The organism is Actinobacillus arthritidis (assembly GCF_029774155.1).
GTDB classification, from domain to species: domain Bacteria; phylum Pseudomonadota; class Gammaproteobacteria; order Enterobacterales; family Pasteurellaceae; genus Actinobacillus; species Actinobacillus arthritidis.
Genome location: NZ_CP103833.1, coordinates 1,493,541 through 1,509,052 on the forward strand (window position 1 = coordinate 1,493,541; position 15,512 = coordinate 1,509,052).

10 protein-coding genes and 2 pseudogenes are annotated in these 15,512 nt (G+C 38.0%); 6 read left to right on the plus strand and 6 right to left on the minus strand.

Annotated features, from left to right (window positions below; translation table 11 throughout):
* Positions 1 to 93: 93 nt before the first annotated feature.
* Entirely contained in the window at positions 94 to 741 is a 648-nt protein-coding gene (thiQ, locus tag NYR89_RS06940; RefSeq protein WP_279445246.1) for a thiamine ABC transporter ATP-binding protein, read from the minus strand.
* Complete coding sequence (gene thiP / locus NYR89_RS06945; RefSeq protein ID WP_279445247.1) at positions 738 to 2,324, minus strand: thiamine/thiamine pyrophosphate ABC transporter permease ThiP; 1,587 nt, start codon at positions 2,322 to 2,324, stop codon at positions 738 to 740. Before thiP ends, thiQ begins: the two co-directional genes overlap by 4 nt.
* 265 nt (positions 2,325 to 2,589) lie before the next feature.
* Between thiP and NYR89_RS06950 the strand changes: the two genes are divergently transcribed.
* From NYR89_RS06950 to miaB, 4 genes and pseudogenes are all read left to right on the plus strand, one after another.
* Positions 2,590 to 2,847, plus strand: coding sequence for an HPr family phosphocarrier protein (locus NYR89_RS06950; RefSeq protein WP_279445248.1), 258 nt, complete (start codon positions 2,590 to 2,592; stop codon positions 2,845 to 2,847).
* Positions 2,848 to 2,968: 121 nt separating this feature from the next.
* Positions 2,969 to 4,689, plus strand: a pseudogene (ptsI, locus tag NYR89_RS06955) (phosphoenolpyruvate-protein phosphotransferase PtsI).
* 85 nt (positions 4,690 to 4,774) lie between these two features.
* Positions 4,775 to 5,275: a PTS glucose transporter subunit IIA gene (gene crr, locus NYR89_RS06960; protein WP_279445249.1), complete on the plus strand. Its 501-nt coding sequence runs from the start codon at positions 4,775 to 4,777 to the stop codon at positions 5,273 to 5,275.
* Between the two features lie 174 nt (positions 5,276 to 5,449).
* Positions 5,450 to 6,877 carry a tRNA (N6-isopentenyl adenosine(37)-C2)-methylthiotransferase MiaB gene (miaB, locus tag NYR89_RS06965; RefSeq protein WP_279445250.1) on the plus strand — a complete coding sequence of 476 codons (1,428 nt, stop codon included), beginning with the start codon at positions 5,450 to 5,452 and terminating at the stop codon, positions 6,875 to 6,877.
* A 140-nt stretch (positions 6,878 to 7,017) separates the two neighbouring features.
* Here the strand turns inward: miaB and rlmB are convergent, their stop codons facing one another.
* The 4 genes and pseudogenes from rlmB to ribF form a co-directional block, all read right to left on the minus strand.
* Positions 7,018 to 7,761, minus strand: coding sequence for a 23S rRNA (guanosine(2251)-2'-O)-methyltransferase RlmB (rlmB, locus tag NYR89_RS06970; protein WP_279445251.1), 744 nt, complete (start codon positions 7,759 to 7,761; stop codon positions 7,018 to 7,020).
* Positions 7,762 to 7,858: 97 nt separating this feature from the next.
* Positions 7,859 to 9,223, minus strand: coding sequence for a CDP-diacylglycerol--serine O-phosphatidyltransferase (pssA, locus tag NYR89_RS06975; RefSeq protein WP_279445252.1), 1,365 nt, complete (start codon positions 9,221 to 9,223; stop codon positions 7,859 to 7,861).
* A 155-nt stretch (positions 9,224 to 9,378) separates the two neighbouring features.
* Positions 9,379 to 12,196 (minus strand): annotated as a pseudogene (ileS, locus tag NYR89_RS06980) (isoleucine--tRNA ligase).
* A gap of 59 nt (positions 12,197 to 12,255) precedes the next feature.
* A complete protein-coding gene (gene ribF, locus NYR89_RS06985) occupies positions 12,256 to 13,215 on the minus strand; it encodes a bifunctional riboflavin kinase/FAD synthetase (protein WP_279445253.1) in 960 nt (319 codons plus the stop codon).
* A gap of 284 nt (positions 13,216 to 13,499) precedes the next feature.
* On the opposite strand from ribF, the gene nadR reads away from it, so the two are divergent.
* Together nadR and NYR89_RS06995 are read left to right on the plus strand one after the other, a co-directional pair.
* Entirely contained in the window at positions 13,500 to 14,780 is a 1,281-nt protein-coding gene (nadR, locus tag NYR89_RS06990; protein ID WP_279445254.1) for a multifunctional transcriptional regulator/nicotinamide-nucleotide adenylyltransferase/ribosylnicotinamide kinase NadR, read from the plus strand.
* Positions 14,777 to 15,466, plus strand: a complete 690-nt coding sequence (locus NYR89_RS06995) for a metallophosphoesterase family protein (protein ID WP_279445255.1) — start codon at positions 14,777 to 14,779, stop codon at positions 15,464 to 15,466. The genes nadR and NYR89_RS06995 overlap by 4 nt, the downstream gene beginning before the upstream one ends.
* Positions 15,467 to 15,512 lie beyond the last annotated feature (46 nt).

The window sequence follows — 15,512 nt, forward strand, 5'->3', positions numbered from 1 at the left end:
TTAGCTAACAAAGCAAATTTTGCTAAAACGTTTTAGTTTTGTCGATTAGATCACATATTTAGCAAGTTTAGCTAATAAACATACTATCTTACATTAATCACATATTAATTTATCTGAAATTATCGTGCCGTTCTCAATCGTTAACACACGATCAAAAAGCGATTTACTTTCTGCAAATTGGTGAGTCACCATTAATAGTGTCAGATTCTGTTGCCGACAAATATCCGCAACTAATACTTGTAATTCATTTCTACGCTTAGGATCAAGTGCCGAAAACGGTTCATCTAATAATAAAATCGGTTGTTTACGTAATAATGTTCGAGCAAGTGCTACTCGTTGTTTCTGACCGCCAGAAAGCTGATCCGCTCGTCTATTCAATAAATCGACAATACCCATTTGTTCGGCAATTTCTCGAACTTGTGATTGTTGGTTTCGATTAAGTCTTAAACTCGGAATCAATGCTAATCCGATATTTTGCTCAACGGTTAAATGTGGAAACACATTATTATCTTGAAACAACATTGATACTGGACGCTCTGCGACTTCCGTTGTCGTGTGATTGCAAGCATTTAACCAAATCTGACCGCTTGTCGGCATTTCAAATCCGGCAATAAGATTCAATAAGGTGCTTTTCCCTGCACCGCTCTCGCCAACAATCGCTACTTTCTGTCCTTTAGGAATTTCAAGCGTAAAAGACATTGGCATTTGCTGGTAATTAAAACGGACATCTAGACGAATCATCTTATTTTCTCGTGCTGATCAATAAATAAAAACGGCAACAATGTAAATAACATCAAAACCAAAGCCGTAACCGCCGCATCTTCGGTTCGATAGCTACCTAATTGTTGATATAACAAATAAGGCAGAGAACTAAAATCAGGGCTACCAAAGAAAGCGATGACAGTAAAACTGCCTAAACTCGATGACATTGCAAGTGCAAACGCATTCGCAAGCGGCCTAATTAAGTAAGTTTTTTCCACAATCCACCAATGGCGTAAGCCGGTTAATCCTAAACTTCGGGCTAATTTATCTTGTGCGGTAAGTGAATGCCACATAGCGGCAAAAATAAGTTGATAAATATAGGGTAATAGCGTTAAACCATTACAAATGCCAACAATCCATAATAAGTCCGACGTTGTTAATTCAATCTCCATAAAGATTAAAAACAGCCCGACCGCCAACAAAAATACCGGTAAAATTAATGGATAGTTAATCACGCCAGCTAATAAGGCATACAAGCCATTTTTCTGACGAAAAGCAAGCTGTCGTGTTTCTAATGCAAGTAAATATGCTAAACACAGCACAGTAAATGCAGCAATTAAGCTCAATAAAAAAGAGAACCAAACTGCGTCCCATAAGGCTGAATTGAGCAAGCGTTCACTTAAATTCGATACGGAGATACCGGACCAAACTACACTCGCAAGCGGTAAAATAATAAATAAACTTTGCAACACTAGAATAATCTGAAGCCCTAACTTTCTCCAACCTAAAGGCTTCGGTTTCCAAATCATATCAACTACAGGTGCGTATTGTTTAGTATGATTAAAAGCAAATTTGGTCGTTAAGCTCATTAAAAATTGTAATACACTTCCCAACGCAAATTGAATAAGGATCAACATTACCGCTTTTGCGAAATCAAACTCAAAAGTGACCGCTTGATAGATTGCCACCTCTAACGTGCTATATTTAGGGCTACCTCCCAACATTAAAACAATCGGGAAGCTGGTAAAACAAATCAAAAATACATTTGTGAACGCATAGGGTAAAATGCCTTTTAAGATCGGTAATTCAACAATCCGAAAATATTGCCAACTTTTTAGACCCAGTTGTGCGCCTAAGCGGTGCTGACTACTCGGGATCAAATTAAGCCCTTCTAAGCTATATTTCATCACTAATGGTAGGTTAAATAGTATATGAGCAATTAATATTCCATTTAAACCATAAAGTTGCACTTCCCACTTTACCATAAAGAAATGCATTATTTGAGCAATCCAACCCGAACTCCCCCAAAATCCAATAACGGCAAAAATAACAACTAGAGAAGGTAATGCCCAAACTAACGTAATACTCTTATAAAGTAAGGATTTCCCCACAAAATCTAAGTAGAAAAAAGCCCTCGCCAATAATGCCCCCAGCACTACGGCAAAAAAAGCAGAAAGGCTTGCTTGTAAAAAGCTATATTTCAAAATCGGTAGCACTTCAGAAAATTGCCAAAGAGTTTCGGCTTGGCGATACTGCATTAATGCGTTTAAGCTAAAAACATAAAGCCCAACAACTAAAATAAAGATAGACCATGCAGTAATTTTTGAGATGGAACGAAACATTATTTCCCCAATAACAGAATGAGATGCTTTTTGAACATTTTACGCAATCGTTTAACTTTTAGTAGCATTTTAAAAAATTGATATGAGGCAAAATTAACTCATTTTGGTTAATTAACCGGCTAATATTTAATATTTATCAAAATATTTTCAGGTTTTAAGCGTGTTTTTAGCGTCTTTTTGTAGTAAAGTTAGCATAAATAGTAATGGGTTTTAATAACTTAAACCGATTTTTTTCACTTTTTAAATTATTTAAGAGGAATCTTATATGTACTCAAAAGACGTTGTTATTACTGCACCTAACGGTTTACACACTCGCCCAGCAACTGAGTTCGTAAAAGCAACTAAAGGTTTTGCTTCAGATATTACCGTAACTTCCGGTGGAAAAAGCTCAAGTGCGAAAAGTTTATTCAAACTTCAAACATTAGGTTTAACGCAAGGTACAACAATCACTATTTCTGCGGAAGGTGAAGACGAGCAAAAAGCCGTTGATTTCCTAGTAGATTTAATCCCTACTTTAGAATAATTCCATTGAATTTTTACTTCTAAAAACAGCCCTATTTCTTTTCTGTTTCACTAGAAACCGAGATGGAATAGGGTTGTATTGTGCTATATAGCATTGTATCACTTTTAGACAAGGACACATTATGATTACAGGTATCGCAACTTCTCCTGGTGTTGTATTCGGTAAAGCACTCGTATTGAAAGAAGAGCCGATTGTGCTTAATACTCAAAAAATTACAGCAGATCAAATTGAAGCTGAAAAAGCAAAATTTTTTGAAGGTCGTGATAAAGCGGAAGACAACTGACTGCAATTAAAGAGAAAGCTAGACGCACACTTGGTGAAGAAAAAGAAGCTATCTTTGAAGGTCACTTAATGATCTTAGAAGATGAAGAGCTTGAAGAAGAAATTCTAAGCTATATTGCTGATAACCTTGTAACTGCTGACGTTGCGGCAAGTAAAGTTATTGATATGCAAGCCTCTATGCTGGCAGAAATTGATGATGAATATTTAAAAGAACGTGCCGGCGATATCCGTGATATTGGTAATCGTTTATTACGTAATATCTTAAATATGCATATCATTGATTTAGGTGACATTCAAGAAGAAGCCATTTTAGTTGCTTACGACTTAACACCTTCTGAAACCGCACAGTTAAATTTAGATAAAGTATTAGGCTTTATTACTGATATTGGTGGCCGTACTTCTCATACTTCAATTATGGCTCGTTCATTAGAGCTTCCAGCGATTGTGGGTACGAATGACATTACATCACGTGTAAAAACCGGCGACACATTAATTTTAGATGCGGTAAATAACCAAATTCATATTAATCCGTCTGATGCTGAGCTTGCAGAATTTAAAGCACTTCAAGAACGTGTAGCAACAGAGAAAGCTGAACTTGCTAAGTTAAAAGAATTACCGGCGGAAACCTTAGACGGTCATCGTATCGAAGTAGCCGGTAATATCGGTACAATCCGTGATGTTGACGGTGTATTACGTAACGGTGGTGAATCAATTGGTTTATACCGTACCGAATTCTTATTTATGGATCGTAGCGAATTACCGGGCGAAGAAGAGCAATTCCAAGCATATAAAGAAATTGTTGAAGCTATGGATGGTAAACAAGTGGTATTACGTACCATGGATATCGGCGGTGACAAAGAATTACCGTACTTAAACTTACCAAAAGAAATGAACCCATTCTTAGGTTGGCGTGCAGTACGTATCGGTTTAACACGTCGTGAAATCTTAGATACGCAATTACGTGCAGTATTACGTGCCTCGGCATTCGGTAAATTAGCGGTAATGTTCCCAATGATTATTTCTGTTGAAGAAATTCGTGAATTAAAAGCGATCGTGGCGGAATTAAAAGAGCAACTTCGTGCTGAAGGTAAAGCATTCGATGAAAACCTTCAATTAGGTATTATGGTTGAAACGCCATCAGCGGCAGTCAATGCTCGTCACCTTGCGAAAGAAGCCGACTTCTTCAGTATCGGTACCAATGACTTAACTCAATATACTTTAGCAGTTGACCGTGGTAATGAAATCATTGCTCACCTTTATAATCCATTAAGTCCATCGGTATTGAACTTAATCAAACAAGTAATTGATGCGTCACACGCAGAAGGTAAATGGACCGGTATGTGTGGTGAATTAGCAGGTGATGTACGTGCAACCGCATTATTATTAGGTATGGGCTTAGACGAGTTTAGTATGAGTGCGATTTCTGTGCCTCACGTGAAAAAACTTGCTCGCTCAATCAACTATGCTGATGCAAAAGCACTTGCAGATGAAGCATTAGCACAGCCAACAGCGACTGATATTGAAAAATTAGTTAACGATTTTTACGCTAAACTGAACTAATTTTCAATTAAATGGCATACAAAGGCAAAATTCTCGTATAAAATGTACGGGAATTTTGTTTACTATTTTAATAACGGAGATTTCTATGGGCTTTTTCGACAAATTATTTGGCTCAAAACAAGCGACAACAAAAGAGGTTAAAGTTTATGCACCTCTTTCAGGTGAAATCGTAAACATCGAAGATGTACCAGATGTTGTTTTCTCTGAAAAAATCGTTGGCGACGGTGTTGCCATTCGTCCAAACGGCGATACTATCGTTGCACCAGTAAGCGGTACTATCGGTAAAATTTTTGAAACAAACCACGCATTCTCAATTGAATCAGATGAAGGTGTTGAGTTATTCGTTCACTTTGGTATTGATACAGTTGAATTAAAAGGTGAAGGTTTTACCCGTGTTGCTCAAGAAGGTCAAGCAGTAAAAGCCGGCGATCCAATTATCAAATTCAATTTAGAATTACTTGAAAGCAAAGCAAAATCGGTATTAACACCGGTTGTCATTTCTAATATGGATGAAATTAGCAACTTAGACAAAAAAGTGGGACAAGTTGTTGCTGGCGAAAGCGTTGTATTAACCTTAACTAAATAATTGATTTAGTAATATAAGTAAGTGCCACGATAGTGAAATATCGTGGCATTTTTGTTTGCTAATTTTATTTAGTTATAGCGAAAAAATAGTCAAACAGGTAAAATAAACATAAGTTTTTGCGTAAAGGGATTTCTCTTTACGCTTTTATTTTCTACTTATTATTTTTGAGAAATTATGGCGAAATTACATATTACAACTTGGGGCTGTCAAATGAATGAGTATGACTCATCAAAAATGGCAGATCTTTTAAACTCTACGCACGGATTAGAACTGACCGATAAACCGGAAGAAGCAGACGTTTTATTACTTAATACCTGTTCAATTCGTGAAAAAGCACAAGAAAAAGTATTCTCGCAACTTGGTCGTTGGAAAAACTGGAAAAAAGATAAACCGGAATTAATTATTGGTGTAGGCGGTTGTGTTGCATCGCAAGAAGGCGAACACATTCGTGACCGTGCACCATTTGTTGATATTGTATTTGGTCCGCAAACATTGCACCGTTTACCGGAAATGATCAATAAAATCCGTGGTGGTGACCGTGCGATTGTTGATATTTCTTTCCCAGAAATTGAAAAATTTGACCGCTTACCGGAACCTCGTGCTGAAGGCCCAACCGCTTTCGTTTCAATTATGGAAGGTTGTAATAAATACTGCTCATTCTGCGTAGTACCTTATACACGTGGTGAAGAAGTTTCTCGTCCGGTGGATGACGTATTATTTGAAATCGCACAATTAGCGGAACAAGGTGTACGTGAAGTGAACTTACTTGGTCAAAATGTAAATGCTTATCGTGGTGAAACTTTTGACGGTGGCATCTGCACCTTTGCCGAATTGCTTCGTCTAGTTGTCGCGATTGACGGTATCGACCGTGTGCGTTATACCACTAGCCACCCAATTGAATTTACCGATGACATCATCGAAGTTTATCGTGACACGCCTGAATTAGTGAGCTTCTTACACTTACCGATTCAAAGTGGTGCGGATCGTGTATTAACCATGATGAAACGTAATCACACGGCATTAGAATATAAAGCGATTATTCGTAAATTACGTGAAGTTCGTCCGAATATTCAAATCAGTTCAGACTTTATCGTTGGCTTCCCGGGTGAAACGGCGGAAGACTTCGAACAAACAATGAAAGTGATCGAACAAGTCAACTTTGATATGAGCTTCAGCTTTATCTACTCTGCTCGCCCGGGTACACCTGCGGCGGATTTACCGGATGATATTTCGGAAGAAGAGAAAAAAGAGCGTTTAGCACGTTTACAACAACGTATCAATCATCAAGCTATGCAATTTAGCCGTGCAATGTTAGGTACGGAACAACGTGTATTGGTGGAAGGTCCCTCTAAGAAAGACATTATGGAATTAACCGGTCGTACCGAAAACAACCGTATCGTTAACTTCCAAGGTACACCTGATATGATTGGTAAATTTGTCGATATTAAAATTACTGATGTTTATACTAACTCATTACGTGGCGATGTGGTTCGTACCGAAGACGAAATGGGCTTACGTGTTGTAGAATCTGCAGCAAGCGTTATCGCTCGTACTCGTAAAGAAGATGAATTGGGTGTCGGCAAATACGTTGTAAATCTATAAGATCTTTATAAACATATATTCCGTGGTAACACGACTTACCACGGAATATAAAAATACTCAAAATCATTGAGGGAAGCAAGCGGTTAGATTTTCACAAATATCTGCTGGTTTTCCTGAAATGCTTTCCTGATATTCAAATATTACTCTGCCATTAATTTTTGGCGAACAATTTCAAATAAGCATACACCGGTCGCAACAGATACGTTTAGGGAAGAAACAGATCCTGCCATTGGAATACTGATCAGCTGATCACAATGTTCACGAGTTAAACGCCGCATACCGTCACCTTCTGCCCCCATCACAAGAGCGATAGCTCCTGTTAATTTTGCCTGATAAATTCCTGATGTCGCTTCTCCAGCTGTACCAACAATCCAAATATTATGTTGTTCTTGTAGTTCTCGCATTGTACGAGCAAGATTCGTGACACGAATCAACGGTACAGTTTCTGCCGCACCACAAGCCACTTTACGAGCAGTTGAGGTAAGTTGTGCCGATTTATCTTTTGGTACGATAACCGCATCTACACCAGCCGCATCAGCAGTACGTAAACAAGCACCAAGGTTATGCGGATCTGTCACTCCGTCTAAAATTAATAAAAATGGATTTTGCTTTTGACTCAAGATAACATCAAGATCGTGTTCATTCAGTTCTTTTTGTGGAACCACTTTGGCAATAATGCCTTGGTGAACTTCGCCTTGTGCTTTGTTATCCAATGTTTGACGATTGACTTGCTGAATAGCGATACCCAAGCGTTGTAGCTCATTTAATAATGGAATTAAACGCTTATCTTCACGCCCTTTTAACACTAACACTTCGATAAGGCGTTCCGGTGCATTCTCCAAGAATGCTTTTACTGCGTGAATACCATAAATTTGTTCACTCATTTTTATTCCTTTGTAAATAAAAGACGGATAACGAAGAAAAACACATTTCAAAAAAATCTGTGTAAATCCGTGTTATCCGTGACTAATTAAACTCTTGTTACAACAACATTTTAACGACTTTATCTAATTTCACACGACCAAAACGTTTTAACAGTTTTCGTACTGCTTCTGGATAATCGTTAATTTGCTCTAAGTCACTATAGTGTTTTAAAACAGTCGTATGAGTACGAATTTGTGTTAATTCGGCTTCCGATTTTACACTTAATTCTGCGTTCGGATCATGGATTAATACTGCATTTTCAGCATCTAAAGCCCAAGCACGAGGATTGAGATTATTACCGGTTAATAAGATATAACGATTATCAATCCATACCCCTTTTAAATGGTAACTATTATCGCCGTGTTTCCATAAACGTACCGTTAATTGTCCATTTTGGATATAGCGATCAAAACGTTTCGCAAAGGCACGTAAATTTTTCTCATAGAGATACGGTAATGCCGATGCCATCGTAAATTTTTCTTCCGGTGGGGTATAAAAATCATTAGCGGTTTTATCACCAACAATAATTTCCGCCTTTTTACCGTGTTCTAAAAGCCAATTTAAACGCTTATAGAGTGAAAGAGGGAAATTAAAATACGGCGTACAGATCGTTAATTTATCTTCCACTTGATAAAACAACGCTTCAATGGTTTTGTTTAAGCTATTTTTACGTCCTAAACCCACTAGAGGCGATAAACTTAGTCGCTCGCTTTGTGACTGTCCGCTAAAAGCGTAGCTCTGTGATGATAAATATTTACGAAATGCTTTAATAAGCGGTCGAATTTCATTGGTTTTTGGACGATTTTCATCATCTAAACGATTTACCGCATCATTTTGTAAAATATGTGTCTTGGTGAAATCAATGATTGCATCGGTTAAAGCTTTATTTTCAATCAGATGATAGCGGTCATAACGATAACGTTCAAATTGTTGTAGATAGACATTATTAATACTTGCTCCGCTATAGAGTAACGTATCATCAAATACAAAACCTTTTAGATGTAATACGCCGAATAATTCTTTACGATTAATCGGCACACCCCAAAACTGAATTTCCTGATCTGATGGCAGGTTATATTGTTGTCTTGTTTTCACATACCAATCTGCATTAGAACTTACCGTTTCTTCTCCGATTCGTCCTCTTTGTGCTCTATGCCAATCGACTAAAACCTTAATTTCCAAAGCAGGATTAAGCTGTTTAGCCTGATATAAAGCAGTTAAAACTTCCTGTCCGGCTTCATCTTGTTCAAAATATAAAGCGGTCAAATAAATGCGTTTTTTAGCATTTTTGATAAGCGTTAAAATGCGATCTTTGAACTCACGCCCACTGGCTAGAAATTCTACTTTATCTGCTGTTTGCGGAATAAAACGTAATGCTTCTAACTGTTTTTTAGCGTGGTTTGGTTTATTTAAAATAAGCATTTTATTGCTCCATTTATCGCTTAATATATAAGGACATTAATTGACATCCTTTTGATATATGAGAAAACGGGATACGACACATCGTATCCCTATTATTTTTAGCTATATAAGCGGTAAAATTTTACGATTTTTTCGCAAAATCATACCGCTTGCTTTTATGCAAATGAACGTTTCTCGCCCGTACCAGCCACGTTTTCTATGCAACGTCCACATACTGAGCTATGTTCCGCATGAGTGCCGATGTCGGTTGCAAAGTGCCAGCAACGTGGACATTTTTCGCCTTCGGCACGTTCGACTTTCACTGCTAAACCAGCTACTTCACCTTCTGCAACATCCGCTTCACTTAACGGCTTGATAATTGCTTGTGAAGTGATCAGCACAAAACGAAGCTCATTACCAAGTTGCTCTAACATTGCACGGATTTCATCATTTGCATAAAGCGTTACTTTCGCTTCTAAGCCTGAACCGATAACTTTATCTTTACGTGCTTGTTCTAACACACGGTTTGATTCGGCACGTACTTTTAAGATTTGTTGCCAGTAAGCGTCATCTAATTTATCTGCTTCAGTTAAACCGAATAAGCCTTCATAGAATTCTTCGGTAAATACAAACTCCGAACGACCTTCTACCTGTGGTAAGTAACCCCAAATTTCATCGGCTGTGAATGATAGAATCGGTGCCATCCAACGAACCAATGCTTCTGCGATATGCCATAACGCGGTTTGGCAACTACGGCGAGCAAGACTGTCCGCTTTAGTTGTATATTGACGGTCTTTAATAATATCTAAATAGAATGACCCCATTTCGATAGAGCAGAAACGCATTAAACGTTGCACCACAGTGTGGAATTGATAGTTATCGTACGCTTCTTTAATATCGTTTTGTGCGTCTAATGCACAGCTTACCGCCCAACGGTCTAATGCGATCATTTCTTCCGGCTTCACTAAGTCACGTTTCGGATCAAAACCGTTTAGGTTTGCTAATAAGAAACGTGCAGTATTACGGATACGGCGATAAGATTCGCCGGCACTATTTAAGATATTGTGCGAAACGGCGATTTCACCGGTATAGTCAGTTGATGCAACCCATAAACGTAAAATATCCGCACCGTTTTTATTCCACACTTCTGAAGGCATAATCACATTGCCGATTGATTTCGACATTTTGCGACCTTTTTCATCAACCACGAAACCGTGAGTTAACACTTGTTTATACGGTGCTTTGCCGTTTGTTGCCGTTGAAAGCATTAATGAAGACATAAACCAACCGCGGTGCTGGTCTGAGCCTTCAAGGTACATATCGGTACTGTTGCCATTGAACTCCGGACGAGCTTCTACAACTGATGCGTAAGTTGACCCCGAATCGAACCATACGTCTAACGTATCTGGTACTTTACGGTAGTTTTTCGCATCTTCTTCGCCTAACACTTCAACCGGTTCAAGATCCCACCATGCTTGGATACCTTTTTCTTCTACACGTTTCGCTACAGCTTCTAAGATTTCAAGTGTACGAGGATGTAGTTCTTCGGTTTCATTGTGAACAAACATTGTCATCGGTACGCCCCACGTACGCTGACGAGAGATACACCAATCAGGACGGTTTGCTACCATGGTATCAATACGAGCTTCGCCCCAGCTTGGGATCCAACGTACTGATTTGATTTCACCTAATGCTTGTTTACGTAAGCCTTGTGTTTCCATACCGATAAACCATTGCGGCGTCGCACGGAAAATAATTGGCGTTTTGTGACGCCAGCAGTGTGGATAGCTATGTTTGATACGTTCTAATTTTAATAACGCACCGGTTTCTTTTAATTTTTCTAAAACTTTTTCGTTTGATTCGAACACACCTAAGCCGGCAAAGAATGGCGTAGTTGAGATAAACTTACCGTCATTTGCCACTAAGCCCGCCATTTCGATATTGTATTTTTTCGATACGATAAAGTCGTCTTGACCATGATCCGGCGCAGTGTGTACCAAACCGGTACCGCCGTCAGTGGTTACGTGATCACCTAAGATTAACGGTACGCTGTAATCGTAGAACGGGTGCTGGAATTGCATTAATTCTAATGCGTCACCTTTTACTTCACCTAATATTTCAACTGATTCTACGTTTGTTGCTTTTTGCACGCTTTCAACTAAATCTTTTACTAAAATGACACGTTCATCACCAAATTGGACTAATTGATAGTCAAATTCAGGATTAATTGAAATTGCTTTGTTTGAAGGTAATGTCCAAGGTGTTGTGGTCCAAATAATTGCAGAAATTTGACCGCTTCCTTTACCTACCGCATTAAATTTTGCTTCAACCGCTGCAAGCATCAACCGCTTTAAAACGCACATAAATAGACGGAGACACTTTATCTTCGTATTCTACTTCCGCTTCCGCTAATGATGAGCCACAGTCTAAACACCAGTGAACCGGTTTAGAACCTTTGTATAAGTGACCGTTCGCAATCACTTTGCCTAAAGTACGGATAATTTGTGCTTCCGTATCAAAGTTCATCGTAAGGTATGGTTTTTCCCAGTCACCTAAAATCCCCATACGCATAAAGTCAGCTTTTTGTCCTTCGACTTGCTCTTTCGCATAATCACGGCAAGCCTGACGGAATTCCGCCGCCGAAATTTTTTCGTTCGGTTTACCGACAATGCCTTCTACTTTTAATTCGATCGGTAAACCATGACAGTCCCAACCCGGAACGTAAGGCGTATCGAAACCTAAAGCGGTTTTCGATTTCATAATAATATCTTTTAAAATTTTATTAACTGCGTGACCAATATGAATATTACCGTTTGCATACGGAGGACCGTCGTGCAGAATGAAAGATTTTTTCCCTTTCGAACTTTCACGTACTTTTTGATATAAATTTTTGTCATACCAATTTTTTAACATATCGGGTTCACGTTTAGCGAGATCCCCACGCATAGGAAAGCCTGTTTCAGGCAAATTTAAGGTGTTTTTGTAATCAATCATTTTTGTTTTCCAGTTAATAAAATTTTAGTTTGAATTTTGTGTAATTATTAGGTTACGTACTATTTTGCAAATTCTTTGAAAAATTCGACCGCTTGTAACCTATCTTTCTCAATTTGTTCCTTAAGTGCTTTAAAACTCGGGAATTTCACTTCATCACGTATTTTATGAATAAAGAATACTTCTATTGCCTCACCGTAAATTGAACGATTGAACTCGAATATATGCACCTCTAGCAAAGGCTTTGTACCGTTAATCGTTGGACGATTCCCAACATTGGCAATACCATTATACTTACCATTTTTAGTTTGAATCTGCACCGCAAATACGCCTTGCAACGGAATGACTAAGCGATTAAGCATAATATTTGCCGTCGGAAAACCAATGGTTCGCCCGAGCTTATTACCGTGTGCTACACGTCCTGCTATCGAATAAGGTCTACCCAATAATTGTTCTGCCAAAACAAGATGATTGTCTTGTAAAGCTTGGCGAATAAAAGAACTACTGATTCTCTCATTTTTAAAACTGTGTGTATGGCTTTCCTCAACCGCAAAGCGATATTTTAAACCTGCATTATGCAACATTTCAAAATTGCCTGCTCGCTTTGCCCCAAAACGGAAATCATCACCAACGCTGAGATAACGGACTTTTAACTGTTTTACTAATAACTCACGAATAAAATCTGTTGCAGATAATTGAGAAAAAGCCTCACTAAAACGAATACATAGAACGAAATCAACACCGGCTTCCGCCAAATATTTAAGTTTATCACGTAACCGCATCAAACGAGCCGGTGCTGAAGCGGTCAAATTCTCTGCTTTTTTTACAAAAAATTCTCGTGGTTGTGGCTCAAACAACATAACAACCGAAGGTAATCCAACTTCAAGCGACTGATCGCATAAACGAGCAAGAATATTTTGATGACCTAAATGCACACCATCAAAATTACCGATACTCAGTACACAGCCTTTTGATAAAGCTGGATGATTTTCTAAATTGTATAAGCCTCGAATTAGTCGCATTTTATCCGCTTTTTTTAAAGAAATTGTTATGATTATACGGCTATCGGCAAAAAATATAAAGCTGATGAACCTGAAAATAATTGATTTTAGCTGATGAATGGAGAGATGTGAAACAATTCAAGTTCTTTCGTGAAGATATATGTTCAGCTAACCTACATTTTTCTATCTCACCCCTTAAAAACACTTTAAAAAATAGTGCATCTATACACTATTTTTCAGATAAATACATATCCAAATGCTACATTTTGTTTTATCATATAAACAATTATTTTGAGGAAAAAATTATGACAGATTTTGCTTATCTTCAACAAAAACGCAAACAATTAAAGATGAAAGTAAATGATGTTTGTACGCAAGCTGGTGTGACACGCGCCTATTTTAATCAATTAGTCAGCGGCAAAATTAAAAATCCGAGTGCGAACAAATTAAAATCATTACATCAAGTGCTAAACATTATTGAAGATATGAATCAACGAATCGGGATAATTTTCGGGAAATTTTATCCTGTACATACTGGTCATATTAATATGATCTATGAAGCCTTTAGTAAAGTCGATATTTTACATGTCGTCGTTTGTACGGATTCAGATCGAGATCTGCAATTATTTAAAGATAGCAAAATGAAACGTATGCCGACCAATGAAGATCGACTTCGTTGGATGCAACAAATCTTTAAATATCAACAAAAGCAAATTTTTATTCATCATCTAAAAGAAGACGGTATTCCTAGCTATCCGAACGGTTGGCAAGCATGGGCAGACAGAGTAAAAGAATTGTTTAATGAAAAAAATATTCGTCCGACCGCGGTTTTTAGTAGCGAGATTCAAGATAAAGAGCCTTACGAAAAATACTTGAATTTAGAGGTACATTTAGTTGATCCAAAACGTGAATTATTCGATGTGTCCGCAACGCGTATTCGTAATAATCCATTCCAATATTGGCGATTTATCCCAAAAGAAGTTCGTCCGTTCTTTGTAAAAACGATTGCCATTTTAGGTGGAGAAAGCAGTGGTAAGTCCGTATTAGTCAGCAAATTAGCAAATGTATTTAATACTACCTCTGCTTGGGAATATGGACGAGAATTTGTATTTGAACAGCTTGGTGGTAATGAGCAAGCAATGCAGTATTCAGATTACCCTAGAATGGCACTTGGTCACCAACGCTATGTGGATTATGCGATGAAACATGCACATAAAGTCGCATTAATCGATACCGATTATATTACGACTCAAGCATTTTGTATTCAATACGAAGGTAAATCACACCCGTTTTTGGATTCAATGATCAAGGAATACCCATTTGATGTGACAATTTTATTATCAAATAACACAAAGTGGGTGGATGACGGATTACGTAGTTTAGGTTCGCTAAAACAACGCCAGCGTTTCCAACAACTTTTAAAAAAATTGCTTGAGAAGTACCATGTGCCTTATATTGAAATCGAATCGCCAAGTTACTTAGATCGTTATAACCAAACGAAAGAAGTCGTCGAAGCGATTTTAAAAGAAGAAGAAATCCCATTACAATTTAAGCAATATAATCATATAGTGGAAGAAAAAGAATGATCCTTTTTGCGGGTGATCCCCACGGGAGTTACGAGCATCTTTATCCAGTATTAAGGGAATATCAAGGCGAACAGATCGCTTTAGTTATTTTAGGCGATCTTCAATTAACGACTCCCGATACCTTGGATAAACTTTCCCAATATTGTGATATTTGGTTTATTCACGGTAACCATGACAGTAAAACGGTTGTCGCTTTTGATGCTATTTGGAATAGCGAATGGAAAACACGCAGTTTGCACGGTAAAGCAGTTGATATTCAGGGAGTAAAAATTGCCGGATTAGGTGGCGTATTCAGAGGACATATCTGGATGCCACCAAACCGTCCGATGTTTTTTGATCCGATTCATTACTGCCAATACTGTCCACAGGAACGGATTTGGCGAGGTGGGTTACCTCTCCGTCATCGAACCTCAATTTTTCCGTCCGATGTAGAATCATTAGAAAATTTACAAGCTGATATTTTAATTACGCACGAAGCACCTAGACCTCATCCGCAAGGATTCGCCGTAATTAATCAACTTGCTAGAAAAATGGGCGTTAAAAAGATTTTTCATGGTCATCATCATGATAACTTTGATTATCGTCCGATTAATCGTAATAAACATTGTGAAATTTTTAATATCGGCTTCCGAAGTCTGGCTGATATTCACGGTAATTATTTAATCGTCGGTGTAGATGACCGATAAAGATTGAACTTTCAAGAGTAAAGAAAGTCAACTGAGCTTAATTGTT

Excerpts from the sequence above, each read along its gene's own strand:
- thiQ (WP_279445246.1), bottom strand. The coding sequence starts at position 741 with ATGATTCGTCTAGATGTCCGTTTTAATTACCAGCAAATGCCAATGTCT.
- thiP (WP_279445247.1), bottom strand. The coding sequence starts at position 2,324 with ATGTTTCGTTCCATCTCAAAAATTACTGCATGGTCTATCTTTATTTTA.
- NYR89_RS06950 (WP_279445248.1), top strand. The coding sequence starts at position 2,590 with ATGTACTCAAAAGACGTTGTTATTACTGCACCTAACGGTTTACACACT.
- crr (WP_279445249.1), top strand. The coding sequence starts at position 4,775 with ATGGGCTTTTTCGACAAATTATTTGGCTCAAAACAAGCGACAACAAAA.
- miaB (WP_279445250.1), top strand. The coding sequence starts at position 5,450 with ATGGCGAAATTACATATTACAACTTGGGGCTGTCAAATGAATGAGTAT.
- rlmB (WP_279445251.1), bottom strand. The coding sequence starts at position 7,761 with ATGAGTGAACAAATTTATGGTATTCACGCAGTAAAAGCATTCTTGGAG.
- pssA (WP_279445252.1), bottom strand. The coding sequence starts at position 9,223 with ATGCTTATTTTAAATAAACCAAACCACGCTAAAAAACAGTTAGAAGCA.
- ribF (WP_279445253.1), bottom strand. The coding sequence starts at position 13,215 with ATGCGACTAATTCGAGGCTTATACAATTTAGAAAATCATCCAGCTTTA.
- nadR (WP_279445254.1), top strand. The coding sequence starts at position 13,500 with ATGACAGATTTTGCTTATCTTCAACAAAAACGCAAACAATTAAAGATG.
- NYR89_RS06995 (WP_279445255.1), top strand. The coding sequence starts at position 14,777 with ATGATCCTTTTTGCGGGTGATCCCCACGGGAGTTACGAGCATCTTTAT.